Here is a 20,677-nt window from a genome sequence, read left to right as displayed (position 1 = left end):
GAATGACCTCTGTTCAAGCATTGAAAGACGGAATTAATGATCTGCTGGACAGCCATCCATCACTTCGCCCCCTACCTGCAACAGGCCTAATAAAATCCTCACACACAAAAAAAACCCAGAGATATACTCTAAACGACAGCTCCTTCGGCATAGGTCATGTAGTTGAAGATAAAACCATAACTTTATTATGGGTTCCTGAAATATCTGTTAGTTCAAAATCGCGGCCCCTTATCGGCATCACGCCAGTACCTTCCCCAAGCTACAAACCTGGTGAAAATTCGGGGCGCCATAGCAATCTGGAAGTAATCCCCGGCTTCAGATATAAAGCAGCTCTATGTTATGAACCGAAAAATCTCTGGGAAGCAGCACGAATCATCCAAGCATTCGCGGGATACTGAAAATAAAACTCACTAATTTCCCGTCAAATGGGGGTTATTTCCCTCAAACCAGTACAGGATCGGAAAACTAAAAATATTATTCTCTGAGGCTGGGTTGATCTGCGCTGGTATTTGAAATTCAGCACTCCCGGTCGAGGGCTGTATCGAAACTGTCGAGAGCCTGCTGGACTTTCCCGAAGACGGTGTCTTCCGGGAAGCGGCCATTCTTGCCGGCCTTGCCGCATTTCAGGCCTGTGAAAAGTTCAATCGCTTCGCCAACTGTCCGCACGCTCCAGAGATGGAACTTTCCGGCATCAACGGCATCAACCACATCCTGACGCAGTACCAGGTTGGCTTCATTCGCACGGGGGAAAATAACGCCCTGGCTGCCGGTCAGGCCACGTTCTTCGCAGGTCCGGAAGAACCCCTCAATCTTGTGGTGCAGGCCACCAATAACCTGTGCCTCTCCCAACTGATTCACAGAGCCGGTAATCGCCAGATCCTGACGAACCGGCAGGTCGCCCAGTGACGAGAAAATCGCGCAAAGTTCTGCCAGCGAGGCGGAATCACCTTCAACACCGCCGTAGTTCTGTTCAAAAGTGACCGTGGCAGAAAAGGAGATCGGACGCTTTCGTGAAAACAGACCGTGCAGATATCCCCCCAGAATGAACATGCCTTTCTGCTGAATCGGACCACCATGTCCGGTCAGCCGGTCGATATTGATGATTCCCTGTTCACCGACATAGGTCCGGGCCGTCACCCGTGCTGGCGAACCGAAAGAATGATCTCCAAGCTGGCGCACGGTCAGACCATTGATCTGTCCCACCGCTTCACCGCTGGTAGCGATCATCACCGCATTATCGGCAATCATCTCCTGTGACCGGTCTTCAATGCGGGCATTGCGATAGCGACGGGCGTCGATGGCCTCGCGAACATGAGATAATTCAACGACAGATTTTTTCCGGTCCGCCACCCTGTGGGATGCCTCGGCAACGATATCCTCCACCAGTTCAAAACTGGCTGCGAGCCGTCGCCGGTCACTGGCCCATCTGCTGCTTTGCCCCAGCAGCAGGCCAACCGCATCCGTGCTACAGCTACGCCCGTGCTTTGCCGCTTCCTGCTGAATCAGTTCCGCAAACACCCGTGCATTGGCAGCCGTTGCCGGCATGTCCGAATCGATATCTGCCTTGACCTTGAAGTAGCCGGAGAACTCCGGGTCCATGCTGAGAAAGCTGTAATACCAGCGGGGAGCGCCGACGAGCACGACCTTCACATTCAGCGGAATCGGCTTCGGTTTCGGCGCACCTGTCAGCGGCATGGAGCCGGTCCGGTACTGTTCCTCAATCCGGACTTCCCCGTCACGAACGGCACCTTTCAGATATTCCCAGACACCGGGCGTAGAGGCGACGGCATCCGCCCGCAAGATCAGAATTCCCCCATTAGCCCGATGCAGGGCACCGGCCCGGATCATCGTGAAGTCCGTTGCCAGAACCCCGTTATCAACCCGGTATTCCATCGATCCGAAAAGATTTTCATAGGTCGGACGTGCTTCGACCACGACCGGCATGGTCTTCTGGTCAGCATTATCCGACAGCAGATTGACCGCATAACGCTGCTCCGCACTGTTCGGCTGGCCGGGTGCTGGCGGACCGGCATGCCCGCCCGCCGTCTCCGCAGGCCCATCCATGAACAGGGCGATATTGTCGAGAATGTCTTCCCGCAATTCCGTCAGCCAGCGACCCAGCCCTTCAAGGCCGGTAAACTCTGTGCTCAGATAATCAATACGCGGTGCAACGGTGGTTGCCACAATCTGGCGCTGTGCGCCGATGGCAGAGGCACGAAGCTGCTCCTGCTGTGCCATAACCCGCTGATTGATGGCTGTCAGCGCAGCCTCGATGGGGGCCATGGCCGCGGCAAAGGCATTGCGATCTTCCGCCGTCAGGTCCTCTGGCTTGCGGGGATTGCCGTCTTCGCCAAGCGGGGTTGCCACCGGCCCCTGCGGAGTCATCTTGAGATCAATTCCCTGCGTCCGTGCCTGTTCCCGCAGATCGTCAATTTCACGTTGCAGGTCGGCATTGAGACGCATGCCTTCGGCGCGGATAGCCTCGGTACTGCCCGGGTCCTTGATAGCCGCCGGTATCAGTTCCCGCAGATCCTTGACCAGGGTCTGCATGAGGTCACGAAACCGGCGCCCCGACCCACCGGGCAGACGATAAGGCTTCGGCTTATGCGGACGGCGGAAGTTGTTCAGATAAACCCAGTCATTCGGGGGCTGACGACGCGCCGCCGCCCAGGCTTCCAGATGCGCCCTTGTCGCCGTCATACGACCCGCACGGTCATCACCGACAACGAAGATATTGAAACCCGGGTCATTGGCGCCGAGCCCGAAGTCCAGCGCCGCACGTGCCCGTTCGTGGGAACTCAGGTCAAAGGCGGTGACGGACTGCCGGGACGCCGGGGCCTTTGCCAGTCTGAAGGATGGAAGGCCAGCCTTTGATGCCGGTATCTGTTTCGCTGTCATGACATGCCTCCCGAAAGCAAAGATATTGCGATGATTATCGCTGTTTCAACCAGCATAGGCACATCATGCCTTTGCCGACAAACAGCGACCGGGACCAGGTCGATATGTCAGGAAAACCCGTCTGCCGGAACCGGAAGACCGTTACAGGCGACGCACAGTCAGGACATCACGTGATTCGATTTTCTGTATCCGGTCGATGACCGTCTGCACCGGCTCAACCGTTGTCAGCATTGCCGTTGCATGTGCATGCAACAGACGGTCCGCATCAACCATGATGCCGCAATGGCCGGTCCAGAAGACCATGTCGCCACGTTGCAGCTTGCCCTGCCAGCCGGTGACAACATCACCAACAGAGGTGGCGAGCATATCAGAATCCCGCGGTGCCTTATGTCCGGCCCGGCGTAAACTCATCTGAATCAGACCGGAGCAATCCAGCCCCGTGCCGTCCCGCGCGCCCCAGAGATAAGGCGTATTGATGAATTGTTCAGCCACCGCGACGAAATCCAGCGCCGGATCATCCAGCGCCGCCAGATGGTCGGTGAAAATCCAGCCACCATCTTCTGATCCACGCATTTCAATCTGACTGAACCTGCCCTCGACACTGACAACCCGTGCCCGTGAACAGATACCCAGAAAACCAAAGGTCGGGCTCTTCAGGTCGGCTTCGACATAAACATAGGTTCGAGGAACGCGGACTTCATGCGTGCAATCAATGATCGATGGCGCAAGACCCGCAGCGTCAACATAACCGACATAACCGTCATCGCCGCTCTGGCACCAGGCCCAGCCATCATTCTCCTCGAACACCTCAACGGTTTCACCGAACAGGTACTGGGTCAGCATGCCGCTGTCGATATCCGGTTCCGGATGGACAGCCAGCACCTGAGATGCCTGCCGCAGCTTGCCTTTGGTAAAACGTTTTGCCTCAACGACGCCCTTCAGGCGCTCATCAGCAAGGTCTGGCCGAAAAACGTTCAGCCGGGCATCCAGATCAGCCATTTTCTGCCTCGTCTATGTAAGGGTTCTTCTGGCGTCGCATAACCAGTCGCAGGGGAATACCGACCAGCCCGAACCTGTCCCGCAATCCATTCGTCAGATAACGCAGATAACTCTCCGGCATATCGTCCGGGCGGTTCACAAACAGGATAAAGGTCGGCGGACGGCTTTTTGCCTGGGTGATATATTTGATCTTGAGAACCCGGCCACCAACCATTGGCGGCGGATGGGCTTCCAGCATCGCATCCAGCCAGCGGTTCAGCTGCCCCGTGGAAACACGGGCATTCCAGAGGTCAAAGGTCTCAAACAGCAGGTCCGGCAGATTGGGCAGCCCCCGGCCAGTCAGTGCAGAGACAGTAATAATCGGCACCCCGCGAACCTGCGGCAGGGACGTCTGCAACCGGTCCTTCAGCAGATTCATCTGCGCCGACCGGTCAGTCACCGCGTCCCATTTATTGACCACGATGATCAGCGCACGGCCTTCGTCAATAACGTGCCGGGCGATGGTCAGATCCTGCTTCTCCAGCATCATGTCCGCATCCAGCACCAGCAGCACGATCTGTGCCAGCCGGATGGCGCGGAAACTGGATTCAACCGACATCTCCTCGACCCGGTCATTGATCCGGGCCTTGCGACGCAGCCCCGCCGTATCAACCAGCCGCAGCGGCCTGCCGTTCCAGATCCATTCCGAGGAGATCGCATCCCGTGTCACGCCTGCTTCCGGACCGGTCAGCATCCGCTCTTCGCCCAGCAATGCGTTGACGAGGGTGGACTTCCCGACATTCGGCCGCCCGACAATGGCCAGACGCAGCGGTCCGACCTCGGCATCCGGGTCTTCGTCATCTTCATCCGCTGCCAGCTGGTCCAGATCAGTGCGTTCAGCAGCTTTTGCTGCCTCGCTCAAGGGTTTGAGCGCCTCATACAGATCATCCATGCCGATACCATGCTCGGCGGACATCGGAATGGGATCGCCAAGACCAAGCTGCCAGGCTTCGCTGATGCCGGGAATGGCGGCATTGCTCTCTGCCTTGTTCACAACCAGCAGAATGGTTGCCGATGTACGCCGCAGCCAGTCGGCAAAATGCCGGTCCATAGGCGTCAGTCCGGCGCGGCCATCGACCACGAACAGCGTCACATCCGCCTCGCGCACGGCGCGTTCGGTTTGCTGTTTCATCCGGTATTCGAGCGCCTGCTCTTCCGCTTCTTCAAGACCGGCTGTATCGAACAGATCGAATTTCAGATCAGCGATCCGTCCTTCGCCCTCGCGCCGGTCACGGGTAACCCCCGGCTGATCATCGACGATCGCCAGCCGCTTGCCGGCCAATCGATTGAACAACGTGGATTTGCCGACATTAGGTCGGCCAACTATGGCAACAGTAAATGGCATGTTACAGCCGGTCTCCCGCTAACGGTACGACACCAGCTCCGCATCGTCCGTCAGGAAATAAATTGAGCCGTCCGCCACAATCGGCGGAAGGGAAACTGAATCGGGCATCGATTGCCGCCCCAGCATCTGACCCGTATAGGGTGAAACTGCAAGGGCTTCGCCATCACTACCACTGACAAGCAACCTGTCACCAGCCAGTACCGGCCCCGTCCAGAAAATCCGATCCTTGCGGTCCTCCGGGTCTTCCCACAAAGGCAACTGACTGACCCACTTTACCCGGCCATCACGTGCCGTGATACAAAGCAGCTCATTTTCAACAGTGAGCAGATAGATAAATTCTCCGGCAACCCAGGGCGTCTGGGCACTGACGAATTCCGCCTGCCAGAACCGCCGACCACTGCGCAGGTCGATTGCCGCAACCACACCGCCGTGACCGGCCGCATAAACACGGCCCCGGTCAATCACCGGCAGTCCGCGAATATCGGCCAGGTTGGCAATGGATTCGGTCCGCCGGACCGCCCGCAATGAATCATTCCAGACGATGCTGCCGGTATCGACCCGAAAGGCAAACAGGTCGCCTGAGGAAAATGCCGCGACGACCAGACCGCCATCAACAGCCGGAGCCGCAGCACCCAGAAGGCTGGTGGCCTGAGGGTTCCCGATATAGGACCAGAGCACCGAGCCGTCTGCTGCACTCAGCGCAAACAACTCGTTCTCGACGGTCATGACAAACACACGCCCCCCCCGAACTGTCGGTGCGGCCCGCATCGGTGTCGGTGTCGGGCTGCGCCAGATCTCAGCTCCGGTTTTCGCATCGAAGGCGAGCACCTGAGCAAAACCTGTGGTGACATAAAGACGACCTTCTTCAACAGCCAGACCGCCGCCGAACAGTCCGTCATCTTCTTCACCCGGAAATAATTCCGCGATCTCGACTTCCCAGAGTTCCTTGCCGTCATCGGTTCTGTAGGCGGTGACAACGGATTCTGCATCCATGACGTAAATCACGCCGTCTGCAACGATCGGAGTCACCAGCAGCCGTGCTTCGTCACTGGCACCTTCACCAATATCGCGGCTCCAGGCTTCCTTCGGCGCCGCAGCAACTTCTACGTGATGCATCGCATGGTTAGAACCGCCACCCGCCTGCGGCCATTCCGGATTCCGCCAGGGTCTCGGCAATGTGACCTCCAGACCTGCAAGGTCCGGGTCCGAATTGATGTTCCGTTCATGCAGCAGCACTGAAATCCGGTCACCCGGAAGCGGATCAGCCTCCGATTCACCAAACCAGCTTTCGCAGCCAGACAGCATCAGCGTCAGGCCAATCGCAGCAACGCTATATGCTGTCAGCCGTTTCATCCGCCCAGCACCGAAATCATCTGTGTTGCACGACGCCGGATATTCGCAGGTGCCTCACCGGCATCAGCAATCCGCTTGTAAGCCGTCACAGCCGCCGCATTGTCACCAGAGGACTGGGCTGACAATGCTTCAACTTCCCAGGCCAGGAAGCGCCAGTTCGGATCACCGGCCAGCGGTTCAAGGCGGGCAGTGACATCAGCATGCGGCTCACTGCCAACTGCGGTCATTGCCGCATAAAGACGCGCCAGCTTGCGAACAGACGGATCAGCGGAGTCATCGGCTGCAAGGCTGTCATATGACGCGATTGCCGACTTCACGTCGCCACTGCGCGCCTGAGCCGCAGCCGCAGTGAGGCGACCGAGGTCATGATATCCGGCCGAGGCTTCGCCCGAAAAGTCCTGCAGGATTGTCGTTGCTTCAGCAGCCTTGCCAGCCGAGAGGCTTTCAAGCGCCGACTGGAATGTCGCGCTGTCCCGGTTGGTCTGCTCGGTCTGCCAGCTTTTCCACGCCTGATTGCCACCTACGGCAACAACCACAGCGACACAGGCGCCAATGACATATTTGCCATAGCTCTTCCAGAATTGCTCAAGCCGCTCCTGACGGAGATCTTCGTCGACTTCTTTGATTAGCGCATTCTGTTCAGCATCGTCCGCCATTCGGGCACTCCGGACCTTGGGTTAGGGCGCGGTAAAATAGGGGAGCAGACCTACCTTGGCAAACGATGGAATAACGAATCACGCAGCCCGCCATTTGATCGAGCAGCCAATGCTGGCAATCTGGCGGTCCGGACCACCCCCGGTTTCGGCAATCAGACGCATCGCCTCGAACAGGTCACGCCTTGCACCGGGCACCGCCACACGCCCGGATTCATCAAGTCTGCCGCGATATTGCAGTTCCATATCTGCGTTAAAACCATAGAACTCCGGCGTGCAAACCGCATCATAGGAACGGGCAACAGCCTGCGTTTCATCAATGACATAGGGAAATCCGAATTCATTTTCGCGGGAAAAAATTTTCATCCGGTCAAATGAATCCGCAGGATAACTCTCCGTATCATTCGACATGACGGCAATGGAACCGATACCCAGTTCCGCCAGATCAGCCGTGTCACGAACTATGCGATCAATGATACTGCGGACATAGGGACAATGATTGCAGATGAACATCACCAGCAGCCCCCTGTCTCCTCTTGCTGTTGCCGGACCGTGCATACCGCCATCAACGCCGGGCAGGGAAAACTCCGGTGCTTTCCAGCCAAAATCGCAGATTTCCGGTCCGCTCGCTGCCATGATATCGTTCCCTCAATCAATTAGCTCTGGCTTCAGATAAAGGCGTTAACCCCTTCTTTACCATCTGCCGGGCATGCTAGAACAGTCGGCAATAGTCTGTCGATAGTATCGGGGCATGGCGAGAGACAACAATGAAACTATGGCGCGTCACCTATCTGGCTGCCCTGTTACTGGGCTCCTTTCTGCTGAGCGGCTGTGCCGGACTGTCGATCGCCGGACTTGCCGGAACAGCGGAAGTCGCGTCAATCGTCAATACCGACAAAACGCTGACCGATCACGTCGCCTCCAGCCTTACCGGGCGCGATTGTTCGACGATCAAGGTAAAAACCCGCAACCAGTACTGCATTGATCCGAACAGCATCCCGCCTGCGGCAGAGCCGGTCTACTGCTATCGCTCGCTGGGCGACATCACCTGCTATCGTGAACCAAACCCCTATGCGGATGGTGCAACCGCCGTGGTGCCGCCCGGTCAGTAACCCGGCCAAGAGGCTGGACAGCCACGTAACTCTCTGGAACCATCCTGAAAACAGGTTCAGACTGTCACCGGCAACCGGTTCAGGAGTTCATGAGCAATCTCGTCAATCTGCGCGATCATCGCCGACGACAGCCCGTTGTAAGATTCGACCGGGCAGAGCTGATGCGGCTTCTGCAAATGTACAGCCAGCGGGTAGCCCGCGGCGAATGGCGTGACTACGCCATTGATATGGGCCCCGGCGCCGCAACCTTCTCGGTTTTCCGCAGCACGCATGAAACCCCTCTGTTTGCGATCAGCAAGGTTGGCGGGGCAAATGCCCGGAACGGAAAATACAAGGTCTTCTGCGGCCCGCGAATCCTCAAACAGGGCGCAGATCTGGGTGAAGTCCTGAAAGTTTTCGAAGCCAAGCTCATCAAACTCAAACGCTGACAGCCCTGTACCGGGCATCCCCGAACCTCCCCGATTGAAACCATTACAGTGAGTCAGAAGGCTTGCGCCAAATCAGCTTTCTTGCGCATATATGTTCTTGTTTTGTTCCAATCAGAATGATCAGGCAGACATGGGCAAGATTAAGGACAGACAGATGCGCAGACAGGATCGACAGGCCTATTCACCGGCAACATTGGGGGAACTGGCCGAAGCTCGGGTTAATCTCGTTTGCTGGTGTAACCGATGCGGACATTACGCCATTACCGATTCGGCCCTGCTGGCCGGACAACTCGGGCCACATTTCCCGGCCCCGGAGACTGGAACACAGATGCGATGCAGCAGTTGCGGCAGCAAGGATGTTGCAACCCGCCCTGACTGGCCGGTCCCTCATCCGGTCAGCCAATATGGGTAAGGCGCATTTCTTTCCGGGTTAAGCGTCTTATATTAGGGGTATGAGAATTCAGCTCCTGACTGCCATATCCCTTGCAATCAGCCTGCTGGCAACCGTGCCGGCAACGGCCAGCTATGAAGACGGCCTCAGGGCCTACAAGGCTGATCAGGTATCGGCGGCCCGTGAGCTGTGGGAACAGGCTGCCGAGGCCGGGGACAAACGGGCCCAGTTCGAACTGGGGCGTCTGTATGAACGGGGCAAGGGACGTATCCTGCGGCGGGACTTTGCCAGTGCCATCAAATGGTACAGTGCTGCCGCCGAACAGGCCTATCCGGAAGCTTTTTACGCTCTGGGCAGCATGTCGGAAAATGGCGACGGAATGCGCCAGGACTATCTTCAGGCGTTACGTTATTACAATCTTGCCGTCAGGCATGCCGGATTACCCAAAGCCTATTTCGCCGTTGGCCAGATGTATTTCCACGGGCGGGGCGTGCCACAGGATTATCTCAAGGCTATCGAAAGTTATATATCCGCTGCACGCGGCGGGTATGCGCCGGCACAATATGTTTATGGCGCGCTGCTGGAACAGGGCTGGGGTGTTAAGCAGGACCTGATCAGTTCATACATCTGGTACGGCCTTGCCGCCCGGGAAGACCCCAAAATTCTGGAAGCGGTCAGCATGAACTTCGATGCCCGTGCCGCACTGGAAACCGTCCGGCGAAAGCTGAACAACCATGATCTGCGCAAAGCCGAAGAGCAGCTTCGTGCCATTATAAAAGACCAGAAAAAGCCTCAGAACCCGCCGGAATAGCCGTTCGACACGGCGAAAGCCGCAAACAGTGCCAGCGGCAACGCAATCAGCAGCGCCTTGAATACAGTCATCAGATTCGGTCCTTCCCTGCAGTTTCCCTGCCCCGGAACAGGATGCCCCGCAGTCCTTGATGAAGAGTTAACTGTTGCGGCGTGCGTTGAAGTCGGTGACGGCTCTGGAAATATCCAGTGCAAGATCAACCTCGTTTGCGTCCGGATTGAACGCCCCCTGAATTGCCTGAGACAACGGCGTCAGCAATTCCAGATCCTTGCGGGACGGTTTGCGCCAGCTGTTTTGCAACGAACTGACCACCACCAGCATTGGACCGCAAAGATCAGAGACATTTTCAAAACGTGTGTTCACCATCCGGCGACTGAGATCCGTCACCGCACGGACCAGAAGATCAAGATTCTCCTCGATCTCCTCATCAATCTGCGCCTTTTCGTAGGCAGACAGAATCAACTGGACCGTAAAGGCTATGCTATAGGCATTACGCTCCATCCGCTGGTTATTAACGTCCCCGACCGCGGCATCGACGATCGCCTGAATTTCAACCCAGTCGTCAACGCCGCGTGCTTTCAGCGCCAGAATATTCGGTACTTCAATCAGGGGTATGCTGGAATCACGTTCGGAACTTTTACGCCGGTCCGGGCCGATATAATTGCTGGTGACGACAAAAGGCTTCCGGTTGCGAATCAGAACCTGAATCCGGTCAATCAGCTTCTGCACGGAAACCGGCTTCACCAGCAGATCGTCAGCGCCACTGTTGATGATGTCGCGCACCAGTTCCGCTGTCGGTTCCCAGGTCGTGGTGATGATCGGCACAAACGGATCATCGCCGATTTCCTGATTTCGGATTTCCTGAACCAGCTCACAGATTTCCGGTCCGATGTCTGCCGTATCGATAACCAGCAGGTCCGGTTTCAGTTCGCTGAACCGTTCACGCAGACTGGACGCTTCGCCCAGATCGCGAATATCACGAAAACCCAGATCACTCAGCGATGCCCTGAGCGCCAGCCGCACGTTGCGCGACGGCTCCACCAGCAGCACCCTGATATCTTCGTATTTGTAATCTCTGCGTGTCTTGTGCGCCATAGTCCCTGACCTTCGACAGCAGGTTTAGGCGTCAACGAACTGTCTTACAAGAGCAACCGGACGCATTGATCAATGCCCCCGCAGATCGGCCCCAAGCTGTTCTGCAAGGCTTCTCCGATCCTTGATCTGTGCCTCCAGTTCCTTCAGTTCGTCTTCAAGCGTTGAAATCCGCTCCAGCCGGCCCAGCCGTTGCCTGTGTTTATATTTCGATATCTGCCGACGCCCGAGCCGGTCGGCCACGGTAATCAGCAAAATCAGGCCAATAACCGTCCAGATAGCAAAGGCAAAAGGCCCCCAGGCAGCGTTCACCATCAATCCGCCACCCCAGAAACCGATCGTGGTCAGGCAGGAAACAACGGTAAAAACCAGCCGCAGATTATGATGTTCACGAACCCGTACTGTTTTCTCCGCATCGCGGACAGCGTTGGTGATTTCCATCAGGGCAAGTTCCTGCCACTGATTGTAATTCATCCCCTTGCCGGGTGTCCGTCCTTCACGAATAAAGCGGTCGAGCTGGCGGACAACCTCCAGAGCGCGTTCTTCAGCGTTTGTATATCCGTCCATGTTCCGAATCGCAGGTGCCTGTCCTGCACTATCCTTCGGGATGGTTAGTATCCGGTTAAGAGCCGGCCTTATTCGCCCCTTGCCAGAGCGTTATATTTGGCCAGTGCCTCCTTGGTCAGCCTGCCCCGGTCAATAAACACTGTGGCGGCATCCAGGGTTCCGGCCCGGACTTCGGTTGAGCGGAACCGGCATTCGAAAGACCCGGTCGTTCCGGCCCCGTCTGCATCAATACCGGCATATGCCAGATTCACCCGGATCGTCCCGGCAATATTGCGATATCTTTTCACCTGAACGCCAAACTTCGCAAAGTTGTGGCTTTTCATTGCATAGGCCATGCGCATGCAATGTTTAACTTCGGCCTTCTCTTCATCGGCCATTGCGATGCCGGACACACCCAGCAACGCCAGTCCGACAATTCCTGATATCAGCTTCATCTGCCTGCCTTCTGATTCGTCATTTCAGGCATGATGAACCGGCAGCCCCCCCTGCGACAAGCCGTCAGGCAGCCTTGCCGGCCATCCGCTGCAATATCCGGGATATCCCGGAGCGGTATTTTTCAAACAGATAGCGGAGCCTCCAGCCGGCAGGCAGACAGTCGGCACGCACGGCAAGCACATCCCCGTTGGTATGGCGGGTGAACTTCATCCACTGATATCCAAGCCCTTCCAGCCGTTGGCGAACCGCATCGACAGCAGGCGATAACGCCGGATCAAGGAAGTCATGAAACTCGATGGTGAATTGTTCAACCCGAAGGATCTGGGCGTCGGTGGCGGCTTCAAAGAACGCAAATTCCGAGCCTTCGATATCAACTTTCGCCAAAGCGACCGGCCGGTCTCCGACCAGCGCCAGAATACCGGCGAGGTTGATTGATGCGACATTCACGGAACGGGCCGTCTCACCACCCAGCTCGGTCTCAAGTTCACTGACCCAGACATAGCCGTTATCCTGCTCCGCAACATTGCGCTGTTCATAATCAGTGCCACTGACCAGCCGGTTGAACAGACTGATCCGGGGATGAGATGCCATCCGCTCCAGCTTTCCGGGATGCGCCTCAAAGGCCAGACAATCGAGATCATACAACCCCACGATATGGGCGGAAAAATCAGCCGTCGAGGCCCCGAGGTCCAGCACGACACCGTCGGACCCGGCCAGCCGGGTGGTCATATAGGTGTGCAGAAGGTGATTCGCGAACATCGTCATGACATGCCGGATTACAGGTTAAATGGCCAGACCGCTGTTACCATCCGGATACGGCTCCTATAGTCAGGCAACAGCGCAAGACGCACTCATATCGAATGGTTTCAACATGCTCCAGCTTTCCGTCCTCGATCAATCCGTCGCCATTGCCGGCCGTCCACAGGGCGACTCCATCCGCGATACCCTGGCTATGGCCGAAGCAGCCGAAGCACTTGGCTACAAACGATTCTGGGTCGCGGAGCATCACAACCATGACACCATTGCCGGGTCAGCCCCGGAAATACTGATGGCCGCCATCGCCGCACGGACATCAAAAATCCGCATCGGCAGCGCGGGCGTGATGTTGCCTCATTACTCTGCCTACAAGGTTGCGGAACAGTTCCGGGTGCTTGATGCCCTCGCGCCGGATCGGATCGACCTCGGTGTCGGCCGGGCTCCCGGTTCTGACGGACATACCGCCTTTGCCCTGAACCCGAATGCCGCCCGGGCGCATGAACAATTCCCCGCAGCCGTTCGCGACCTGATGGCCTGGACCTCCGGTTCACCGCTGAGTGAAGGCCATCCTTTCCAGAACATCCGGGCCTTCCCGTCCGGCGACACCTCACCGACTGTCTGGATGCTTGGAACGTCAGACTATGGTGCGCAATGCGCCGCGCATTTCGGCATGCCCTACTGCTTTGCCCATTTCATTACAGATGGCGGCGGCGTTGCCCGCGCCCTTGATGTCTACCGGCAGAATTATCAGCCCAGCGAAGCCCACCCAAAACCCCATGTCGCACTTTGCGTCTGGGCAATTGCGGCGGAGACAAAAGCCGAAGCAGACCATGTGTTCATCCCCCGTGCCCACTGGAAAGCCACGCGCGACCGGGGCCAGCTGACCCCGGTTCAGTCACCGGAGGCGCTGGCTGACTTTAAATATTATGGCAGCGAGAAACTCCGCATGGAGCAACTCCGCAAGGATGCCATCTGTGGTACTGCCGATGAGGTTGGTGACAAACTCCGGGCGCTGTCAGAAGAACATGATGTCGACGAGATCGTCGTCCTGACCTGGAGCCACGACCCCGCCGCCAAACGCCGTTCCTATGAATTGCTGGCCCGAGAATTCGGAATGGCCTGACCCCGGACGGAAGACCGGGAGCTTTCAGGTCAGCCGAGAACGGAGAAACTGGAGTCCGGATTGATTTCCCGGTTGCGGGAGAAGAAACCGAGGGAATGCGTACGGCCAATATGGTCGTAGGTGAAATCGACCGGATCCCGGTCATGATCCTGACCGCCTTCACAGGCCTCAACCAGAGCCGTCATCAGCTTGCCGACAACCGGCGCATTCTTGAACTGGTTGCCGCTGGTGCCGATAGCAACATAGAAGCCATCCAGATCCGTGCGGTCATAGACCGGTATCCAGTCATCGGTGACATCATACAGGCCCACCACCCCCCGGATACTGTTGGGAATTCCCAGCCCTTCAAATCGCTGCGCCATGCGAAGGGCCTGTGTCCGTGCCTGATCTGACAGATCAGTATTATAGTCATCCGGATCAACCCAGTCGCGGCTGTCGCATTCCGGGTCTTCCGAGCCGATCAGCACATGGTTGCCGAGTTCGGGACGGGCGTAGGTCGCGATATCGCTATCCGATGTCACGCAGCCATTTCCCTCAAAATCAAAGCCTGCGGGGGCCGGGGCATGAGCAACTTCGTGCCGCAATGCCCGTGTTTTCATTTTCATGCTGTCGAACACGCCCGCCATCTGATTGATCCGGGCAGAATGCGGCCCTGCCACATTGATCACCACCTTCGCATCGATCTGCCGGCCATCACCCAGCGTGACACCCTGCACGCGACCTCCTGCCCTGCGGATTTCAACAACATCAGCATTGAACAGGAACGATCCGCCAGCCCCGCGCGCCGCATGTTCCGCATTCTGCGCCGCCAGTCCGGGATCGCTGACATAACCGCCACGCGGGAAGAACACCCCGCCAATCACCTCCCTGCCCGTCGGCAGACCGAAATCCGGATCTTCCGGGGCCTTTGCCGGGCCATACAGGCGTGTATCCATGAACGGCAGGCGTTCCTTCATGTCAGCGGGCGTCAGATGCTCATAGGGGCAGCCAATCTGGTCCATCATGGCGAGAACACTGGCCATCTCGCCATTCTGCGCCGTCTTTGTCACCATGCAGCCGACATCGTGGTAGGTCACCATCCCGCGCGGGTCCGGCGAGCCTATATAGTTCGCCCAGTCCTTCCAGTAGAACCAGCCTTCATAGGCCAGTGCGCAGGTATCAATGACGGAATAATAGGTCCGGATGATCGCACAGGAAGCAGAAGTCGAGCCATATCCGGCAGACGGATTGCGATCAATATTCAGGGTTTTCCAGCCCTTCTTAGCCATCTCATAGGCGGTACAGGCACCGATAACACCTGCACCAATAATGATGGCATCATAACTGTCGGTCATACGCTCGCCTCTCCTGCACTATTCGTGACGGAGAGACTATGAGCAGAGAGCCCCCGGGCCAAGCACCGGCTGTCCGGGGGAGGTATCCGGACAGCCGTCGGCAGGTCAGTCGTGATCGTGGCCGCAGCAATTACCCGGCAATACCGGTGCCGAGACACCGCTATGATCACAACAGCCGCCCTTCCACCAGTCCGCGCCGGCGCCGTGGCAATATTTGTCATCTGCGCCGGTCATTTTCATAAACATCGGGTGGTAGTTCCGGCAGACCTCCAGCTCGGTGTTGACCCAGTGCAGCGGGTCTTTCGCGTAATGTTCCCAATATTCACCATCCATGTTGATGCCGGGCACAGCCGGGTTCCAGCTTTCATCCAGCCACATTTCAGGATCGCCATAGTTGGCGCAGAGCTTGCGGATCTTCGGGTCATCCAGCGCCAGCAACCGGCCATTTTCGATGACCGGTTCATTATCGCCTTCCCGCTCTGTCGTATAGGTCGGGAAATAGAGATGCAGATGCCAGTGGCCGACCAGATGTCCGGCACGGGCCGCTTCACGTTCCGCCATCGACGAGATGATGGTCCCGAATCCCATATGGATAACGCCGGAACGGACCCGTTCATACAGGCAGTTTACAAAGCCCGACGGGAAATCTTTCCGGGGGCGGTGGATATGCGGGTTGGTACCGATGGAGGCTTCCCACCAGTGCATGATGCCCTTGCTCGGGAAGGTCGGATACTGGATGTCCTTGGTCTTTTCCATGACGTCGCGCAGCTTGTCACCAAACTCGCCGCCTTCCTCGATCTTCATGATCTTGGAATTTTCAACGGTCAGCCGGGTCCAGTCGCAGGGGGCGATATGGTTGGTCGTCCCGGCGATGATACCGCAGCCATCTTCCTTGAACGGATGGAACATCCAGGGACGGCCCGTGATATGGCCGGGCAGATACTGTTTCCCGAAATGCTCATTGGTGGTCCAGGTCGCTGCCGTCAGCTCCGCGTTATAGAACTCCCGGTTTTCGTCCCAGTACTCATCATGGTTGGTGAATTCGATATCCGTGCCTTCCGGATCGGTAATTCGTACACGCTTCGCCGTTCGCACCCGGTCCCAGGTCCAGCGGTCAATGGCATTCAGCACTTCAATCGGCATGGCATGAGCCGGAGAAGCCAGAATTTCCGGTGTGATGAAAGGCATACGCTGAATCTTGATGTAGCGTTCGGCCAGCACCGGTCCGCCATAGCCCATCAGGATCTTGTCATATTGCTGCTTTTTCTCTTCCTCTTCCCACATGTCCATCCATTCCGCGAGCTCCTTGGTGCGGAACAGATAGTAATCAACCTCATCAGCCCCGACCCACTGCGGCACCGGCCCCCGGTCGATATATTTGATCTCGTACTTCACCTTGTACTTTTCGAGGATCTTCTTGCAGGCCTCGATGGTCAGTTCGGAATGCCAGTTATCAACCCGCAGCATGACCCGCTCGCCTTCCTGCAAATCCCAGCAGGCATTCAGGCCGTGGTTATAAGGACGCTGCGCCACATGTTCGAGATAGGGCAGCAACTGATCAGAATTGGTGATCTCGACAAAAGGCGGGCAACGCGGCGGTCGTGCAGACTGCAACGGCGGTGATGCAAAACTCGGCAGACTATCCGGCGATCCCGGACGATGGGGTCCACGGGCAAACGGATTCGGGCTGCTGTCTGGCATCGGACTTTCCTTTGATATGCATCTGATCAGGAAAGTATTGCATGCATTTTTGCGTTGATGAAATCAGTTTTTCCCCTGCTCACGGAAAACAGGCACAACATTGCATGCATTTCCATAACCTCACCGCAATTTCACCACCCGCAGCCGCAGGGCGTTGCCGATAACCGAGACCGAGGACAGGCTCATCGCTGCTGCCGCTATCATCGGTGACAGCAGAAGACCGAAGACCGGATAGAGAATCCCCGCGGCAACCGGCACGCCCGCCGCATTATAGGCGAAGGCAAAAAACAGGTTCTGGCGAATGTTCCGCATGGCTGCCTGTGACAGCGCACGGGCCCGGACGATGCCGTCCAGATCACCCTTCACCAGCGTGATACCTGCACTTTCCATCGCAACATCAGCGCCGGTTCCCATTGCAATCCCGACATCAGCCGCCGCCAGCGCCGGTGCGTCATTCACGCCATCACCGGCCATGGCCACGCTGTGTCCCTCATTCTTCAGCCGGGTGATCAGGTCATGCTTATCTTCCGGACTGACATCTGCATGAACTTCATCAATGTCCAGCGTCTTAGCCACAGCCTTTGCCGTGCGCTGGCTGTCGCCGGTCGCCATGACGATCCGCAACCCCAGCTCCTTCAACGCCATGATGGCGTCAGGGGTGGTCTCCTTGATCCGGTCGGCAACAGCGATGACACCCAGAATCTGCCCGTCCCGCGCAACGAACATGGCGGTCTTGCCATCACTCTGCAGGTCTTCTGCCGTCTTTGTCACCGCGCTGATATCAACACTGATATCGCGCATCAGCGCCGCATTGCCGAGGGCGACTTCGACATCCCCTAACCTGCCGCGAACGCCTTTCCCGGTGACCGCATCAAAATCTTCTATACTTTCTGCCACCACATCCCGTGATTTCGCACCTTCCAGAATGGCTTCTGCCAGCGGATGCTCAGACCCCTTCTCCAGCGCGGCTGCAACACCCAGCAGGTCGGCATCCGCCACATCGCCCGTCGTGATGACATCCGTCAAAGCAGGTTTACCCTCGGTCAGGGTACCGGTCTTGTCGACAACCAGAACATCAACCCCGGCAAACCGTTCCAGCGCTTCGGCGTCACGGATCAGTACACCGGACTGCGCGCCACGCCCGGTCGCCACCATGATCGACATCGGTGTCGCCAGCCCCAGGGCACAGGGACAGGCAATAATCAGCACACTGACAGCCGCAACGATGGCATAGGACAGGGCCGGTTCCGGCCCGATGACCATCCATGCTGCGAAAGCAATAACAGCGACGCCAACCACCGTCGGCACAAACCAGGCAGCAACCTTGTCGACCATCGACTGGATCGGTGCCCGGCTGCGCTGTGCCTTTGCCACCAGATCAACGATACGGGATAACGTCGTTTCCGAGCCCACCCGCGCCGCCGCCATCACGAAAGAGCCGGTCCGGTTCAGGGTGCCACCGATGACCGCATCACCTTTCCGTTTCTCAACCGGAATCGGCTCACCGGTGATCATGCTCTCGTCAACCGATGACGAGCCTTCGGCCAGATGTCCGTCAACCGGCACACCCTCACCCGGTCGCACACGCAAGTGATCGCCCGCCTTCACCTCATCCAGCGGCACATCCTGCTCACCGTCATCCGTTACCTTCCGGGCGGTTTTGGGGGCAAGGTTCAGCAAAGCACGAATGGCATCGCCGGTGCGGTCACGTGCCGTCAGTTCCAGCACCTGCCCGATCAGCACCAGAATGATGATCACTGCTGCGGCCTCGAAATAGACTGGCGGCGTTCCGTGTGCGCCCAGCAGACTGGCCGGAAAAATACCGGGAACCAGTGCAGCGACCATACTGAACAGCCAGGCCGAACCAACACCGATGGCAATCAGGGTCCACATGTTCGGGCTGCGGTTGATAACCGAAGACCAGCCGCGTTTCAGAAACGGCCAGCCCACCCACAGGACTACCGGCGTACCCAGCAGCATTTGCAGCCAAAGATGCAGGGCAGGTCCAAACAAATCGACAACCGGCAACCCCACATGCTGCCCCATTTCCAGCAGAAATACGGCCAGCGCCATGGGTGCCCCGATCCAGAGACGGCGGCGGAAATCGACCAGTTCAGGGTTTGGCCCGGCATCAGCCGAGGGTGTCATCGGCTCCAGCGCCATTCCGCAAACCGGGCAATCCCCCGGTTCATCCCGGATGATCTCCGGATCCATCGGACAGGTGTATTGCGTACCCTCCGGCATCGGCTCGGCTGCTGCCCGGTCGCCCAGATAATCCTGCGGCGCATCTTCAAACCGCGACTGACACCGTGACGAGCAGAAATAAAATCGCCCGCCCTCATGCTTTGCCATATGTCTGGCCGTCGCCCGGAATACGCTCATGCCGCAGACCGGGTCTTCTGCTTCAATGAAGTCCTCCGGCTTGTCGACAAAGCGGTCATGACATCGCTGTGCACAGAAATGATAGTCGTGGCCATCGTGATTATGCACCGGCTTGTCCGCCGCCGGGTCCACAGTCATCCCGCAAACCGGGTCGCGGGTGATGGTTTCAGTCGTTGTTGTCATGGCCTGTTCCAAAGCAAACATTAATCTGATGACAGCCGTTTTAATCCTTCCAGTCACTGGAAGGTCAAGAGGTCTCTCTGAGACGCATTTCACGCCATAACAAACCTGATTCCGGATGAGACCGGCTGATCCACAGCAACAACCTTGACCTTCCAGTTACCGGAACCCTTATCATCTGCATATATCCAGGAGTAACGGCCATGAATATCGGTACGGTTTCAGAGAAAAGCGGGCTGCCGGCAAAGACCATCCGGTACTATGAGGATATTGGCCTGATCACGCCGGGCCGCGACCTTAACGGGTACAGACAGTTTTCTGACCCTGACATTCACAAGCTTGCCTTTCTAGCCCGCGCACGATCGCTAGGCTTTACGATTGAGGATTGCCGGGCGCTGATTGCTCTTTATGCCGACCGCGAGCGGGCCAGCGCCGATGTCAAAGATCTTGCCCAGCAGCATCTCACAGAAATTGACCGCAAAATAACCGAGCTTGAAAGCATGCGCTCAACACTCCGGGACCTGGTGAAACGCTGCCACGGCGATGACCGGCCGGATTGTCCCATACTGAATGACCTGGCGGGAGCATCGGTCGCCGAATGAACCCTGTCATCGCCTGTGTCTCACTCGCTGCTCTGGCAATTCTGGTCAGTCTACCGGTCACCGCGCACGAAGGGGCGACAGGTATCGTCAAACAGCGGATGAACCAGATGTCCAAGATGGAAACCAGTCTCAAAAAAATCGCCGGGATCATCCGCTCCGGCGAGAATTATGACCGGAAAGAAATCATCATTCTGGCTCGCAGTATCGCAAAACATAGCGGTGAAAATATGACCCGCCTGTTTCCGGAAAGCAGCAAAACGATGCGAAGCGAGGCAGAAGCAATAATCTGGGAGGAATGGGATATTTTCCAGTCAGAAGCATCCGGCCTTTTGCGCAAGGCGGAGACTCTGACAAAGCTCGCTTCAGCACAGGCTGAGCAGGCGGAGATGATGACAGCAATCAGGCAACTGGCGGCTTCCTGTACTTCCTGCCATCGACAATTCCGACGTCCGAAATAGAAACAGAAAACCGGAAAC

General features: G+C 57.3%; 21 protein-coding genes. 8 read left to right on the top strand and 13 right to left on the bottom strand.

Going from position 1 to position 20,677, the window contains the following annotated elements:
* Window positions 1-2 precede the first annotated feature (2 nt).
* Window positions 3-398 (top strand): hypothetical protein, encoded by a 396-nt coding sequence (locus GH722_20510; protein MRG74149.1) that lies wholly within the window; start codon window positions 3-5, stop codon window positions 396-398.
* Window positions 399-516: 118 nt separating this feature from the next.
* Here GH722_20510 and GH722_20505 read toward each other — a convergent pair whose 3' ends face one another.
* From GH722_20505 to GH722_20480, 6 genes are all read right to left on the bottom strand, one after another.
* Window positions 517-2,898 (bottom strand): AAA family ATPase, encoded by a 2,382-nt coding sequence (locus GH722_20505; protein MRG74148.1) that lies wholly within the window; start codon window positions 2,896-2,898, stop codon window positions 517-519.
* A gap of 141 nt (window positions 2,899-3,039) precedes the next feature.
* Window positions 3,040-3,897, bottom strand: a complete 858-nt coding sequence (locus GH722_20500; GenBank protein ID MRG74147.1) for a peptidase P60 — start codon at window positions 3,895-3,897, stop codon at window positions 3,040-3,042.
* Entirely contained in the window at window positions 3,890-5,281 is a 1,392-nt protein-coding gene (locus tag GH722_20495) for a ribosome biogenesis GTPase Der (GenBank protein MRG74146.1), read from the bottom strand. The genes GH722_20500 and GH722_20495 overlap by 8 nt, the downstream gene beginning before the upstream one ends.
* Before the next feature lie 18 nt (window positions 5,282-5,299).
* The gene (locus tag GH722_20490) at window positions 5,300-6,634 is read right to left on the bottom strand and encodes a PQQ-binding-like beta-propeller repeat protein (protein ID MRG74145.1); all 1,335 of its coding nucleotides are present in this window, start codon (window positions 6,632-6,634) and stop codon (window positions 5,300-5,302) included.
* Entirely contained in the window at window positions 6,631-7,290 is a 660-nt protein-coding gene (locus GH722_20485; GenBank protein MRG74144.1) for a tetratricopeptide repeat protein, read from the bottom strand. The genes GH722_20490 and GH722_20485 overlap by 4 nt, the downstream gene beginning before the upstream one ends.
* 78 nt (window positions 7,291-7,368) lie before the next feature.
* Entirely contained in the window at window positions 7,369-7,923 is a 555-nt protein-coding gene (locus GH722_20480) for a redoxin domain-containing protein (GenBank protein ID MRG74143.1), read from the bottom strand.
* A 131-nt stretch (window positions 7,924-8,054) separates the two neighbouring features.
* Between GH722_20480 and GH722_20475 the strand changes: the two genes are divergently transcribed.
* The 4 genes from GH722_20475 to GH722_20460 all read left to right on the top strand — a co-directional run bounded on the left by GH722_20475 (window position 8,055) and on the right by GH722_20460 (window position 10,029).
* The gene (locus GH722_20475) at window positions 8,055-8,399 is read left to right on the top strand and encodes a hypothetical protein (protein MRG74142.1); all 345 of its coding nucleotides are present in this window, start codon (window positions 8,055-8,057) and stop codon (window positions 8,397-8,399) included.
* A gap of 89 nt (window positions 8,400-8,488) precedes the next feature.
* The gene (locus tag GH722_20470; protein ID MRG74141.1) at window positions 8,489-8,827 is read left to right on the top strand and encodes a DUF2794 domain-containing protein; all 339 of its coding nucleotides are present in this window, start codon (window positions 8,489-8,491) and stop codon (window positions 8,825-8,827) included.
* Window positions 8,828-8,981: 154 nt separating this feature from the next.
* The gene (locus GH722_20465; protein ID MRG74140.1) at window positions 8,982-9,239 is read left to right on the top strand and encodes a hypothetical protein; all 258 of its coding nucleotides are present in this window, start codon (window positions 8,982-8,984) and stop codon (window positions 9,237-9,239) included.
* Window positions 9,240-9,279: 40 nt separating this feature from the next.
* Complete coding sequence (locus GH722_20460; protein ID MRG74139.1) at window positions 9,280-10,029, top strand: hypothetical protein; 750 nt, start codon at window positions 9,280-9,282, stop codon at window positions 10,027-10,029.
* Between the two features lie 138 nt (window positions 10,030-10,167).
* Here GH722_20460 and GH722_20455 read toward each other — a convergent pair whose 3' ends face one another.
* The 4 genes from GH722_20455 to GH722_20440 form a co-directional block, all read right to left on the bottom strand.
* On the bottom strand, window positions 10,168-11,124 hold the full coding sequence (locus GH722_20455; protein MRG74138.1) for a response regulator: 957 nt from the start codon (window positions 11,122-11,124) through the stop codon (window positions 10,168-10,170).
* Window positions 11,125-11,193: 69 nt separating this feature from the next.
* The gene (locus GH722_20450) at window positions 11,194-11,688 is read right to left on the bottom strand and encodes a hypothetical protein (protein MRG74137.1); all 495 of its coding nucleotides are present in this window, start codon (window positions 11,686-11,688) and stop codon (window positions 11,194-11,196) included.
* A 68-nt stretch (window positions 11,689-11,756) separates the two neighbouring features.
* Window positions 11,757-12,122, bottom strand: a complete 366-nt coding sequence (locus tag GH722_20445) for a hypothetical protein (GenBank protein MRG74136.1) — start codon at window positions 12,120-12,122, stop codon at window positions 11,757-11,759.
* A 64-nt stretch (window positions 12,123-12,186) separates the two neighbouring features.
* On the bottom strand, window positions 12,187-12,888 hold the full coding sequence (locus tag GH722_20440; GenBank protein ID MRG74135.1) for a hypothetical protein: 702 nt from the start codon (window positions 12,886-12,888) through the stop codon (window positions 12,187-12,189).
* 106 nt (window positions 12,889-12,994) lie between these two features.
* Between GH722_20440 and GH722_20435 the strand changes: the two genes are divergently transcribed.
* On the top strand, window positions 12,995-14,002 hold the full coding sequence (locus tag GH722_20435) for an MsnO8 family LLM class oxidoreductase (GenBank protein MRG74134.1): 1,008 nt from the start codon (window positions 12,995-12,997) through the stop codon (window positions 14,000-14,002).
* A gap of 29 nt (window positions 14,003-14,031) precedes the next feature.
* Here the strand turns inward: GH722_20435 and GH722_20430 are convergent, their stop codons facing one another.
* From GH722_20430 to GH722_20420, 3 genes are all read right to left on the bottom strand, one after another.
* On the bottom strand, window positions 14,032-15,336 hold the full coding sequence (locus GH722_20430; GenBank protein MRG74133.1) for an FAD-dependent oxidoreductase: 1,305 nt from the start codon (window positions 15,334-15,336) through the stop codon (window positions 14,032-14,034).
* A 105-nt stretch (window positions 15,337-15,441) separates the two neighbouring features.
* Window positions 15,442-16,974, bottom strand: coding sequence for a hypothetical protein (locus GH722_20425; protein ID MRG74132.1), 1,533 nt, complete (start codon window positions 16,972-16,974; stop codon window positions 15,442-15,444).
* Window positions 16,975-17,157: 183 nt separating this feature from the next.
* Window positions 17,158-19,623 carry a heavy metal translocating P-type ATPase gene (locus GH722_20420; protein ID MRG74131.1) on the bottom strand — a complete coding sequence of 822 codons (2,466 nt, stop codon included), beginning with the start codon at window positions 19,621-19,623 and terminating at the stop codon, window positions 17,158-17,160.
* A 179-nt stretch (window positions 19,624-19,802) separates the two neighbouring features.
* Between GH722_20420 and cueR the strand changes: the two genes are divergently transcribed.
* Window positions 19,803-20,201 (top strand): Cu(I)-responsive transcriptional regulator, encoded by a 399-nt coding sequence (gene cueR / locus GH722_20415; GenBank protein MRG74130.1) that lies wholly within the window; start codon window positions 19,803-19,805, stop codon window positions 20,199-20,201.
* Window positions 20,198-20,659: a hypothetical protein gene (locus GH722_20410; GenBank protein MRG74129.1), complete on the top strand. Its 462-nt coding sequence runs from the start codon at window positions 20,198-20,200 to the stop codon at window positions 20,657-20,659. The genes cueR and GH722_20410 overlap by 4 nt, the downstream gene beginning before the upstream one ends.
* Window positions 20,660-20,677 lie beyond the last annotated feature (18 nt).

The organism is Alphaproteobacteria bacterium HT1-32, assembly GCA_009649675.1.
In the GTDB taxonomy this organism is placed as follows: Bacteria; Pseudomonadota; Alphaproteobacteria; order Rhodospirillales; family HT1-32; genus HT1-32.
The sequence above is the reverse complement of the archived record's forward strand: the minus strand, read 5'-3'. Positions and strand labels throughout refer to the sequence as shown.

Coding starts and splice junctions, on each gene's coding strand:
- GH722_20455 (MRG74138.1), bottom strand. CDS start 11,124: ATGGCGCACAAGACACGCAGAGATTACAAATACGAAGATATCAGGGTG.
- cueR (MRG74130.1), top strand. CDS start 19,803: ATGAATATCGGTACGGTTTCAGAGAAAAGCGGGCTGCCGGCAAAGACC.
- GH722_20490 (MRG74145.1), bottom strand. CDS start 6,634: ATGAAACGGCTGACAGCATATAGCGTTGCTGCGATTGGCCTGACGCTG.
- GH722_20460 (MRG74139.1), top strand. CDS start 9,280: ATGAGAATTCAGCTCCTGACTGCCATATCCCTTGCAATCAGCCTGCTG.
- GH722_20485 (MRG74144.1), bottom strand. CDS start 7,290: ATGGCGGACGATGCTGAACAGAATGCGCTAATCAAAGAAGTCGACGAA.
- GH722_20465 (MRG74140.1), top strand. CDS start 8,982: ATGCGCAGACAGGATCGACAGGCCTATTCACCGGCAACATTGGGGGAA.
- GH722_20430 (MRG74133.1), bottom strand. CDS start 15,336: ATGACCGACAGTTATGATGCCATCATTATTGGTGCAGGTGTTATCGGT.
- GH722_20450 (MRG74137.1), bottom strand. CDS start 11,688: ATGGACGGATATACAAACGCTGAAGAACGCGCTCTGGAGGTTGTCCGC.
- GH722_20470 (MRG74141.1), top strand. CDS start 8,489: ATGAGCAATCTCGTCAATCTGCGCGATCATCGCCGACGACAGCCCGTT.
- GH722_20475 (MRG74142.1), top strand. CDS start 8,055: ATGAAACTATGGCGCGTCACCTATCTGGCTGCCCTGTTACTGGGCTCC.
- GH722_20510 (MRG74149.1), top strand. CDS start 3: ATGACCTCTGTTCAAGCATTGAAAGACGGAATTAATGATCTGCTGGAC.
- GH722_20500 (MRG74147.1), bottom strand. CDS start 3,897: ATGGCTGATCTGGATGCCCGGCTGAACGTTTTTCGGCCAGACCTTGCT.
- GH722_20445 (MRG74136.1), bottom strand. CDS start 12,122: ATGAAGCTGATATCAGGAATTGTCGGACTGGCGTTGCTGGGTGTGTCC.
- GH722_20505 (MRG74148.1), bottom strand. CDS start 2,898: ATGACAGCGAAACAGATACCGGCATCAAAGGCTGGCCTTCCATCCTTC.
- GH722_20495 (MRG74146.1), bottom strand. CDS start 5,281: ATGCCATTTACTGTTGCCATAGTTGGCCGACCTAATGTCGGCAAATCC.
- GH722_20420 (MRG74131.1), bottom strand. CDS start 19,623: ATGTTTGCTTTGGAACAGGCCATGACAACAACGACTGAAACCATCACC.
- GH722_20435 (MRG74134.1), top strand. CDS start 12,995: ATGCTCCAGCTTTCCGTCCTCGATCAATCCGTCGCCATTGCCGGCCGT.
- GH722_20440 (MRG74135.1), bottom strand. CDS start 12,888: ATGACGATGTTCGCGAATCACCTTCTGCACACCTATATGACCACCCGG.
- GH722_20410 (MRG74129.1), top strand. CDS start 20,198: ATGAACCCTGTCATCGCCTGTGTCTCACTCGCTGCTCTGGCAATTCTG.
- GH722_20480 (MRG74143.1), bottom strand. CDS start 7,923: ATGGCAGCGAGCGGACCGGAAATCTGCGATTTTGGCTGGAAAGCACCG.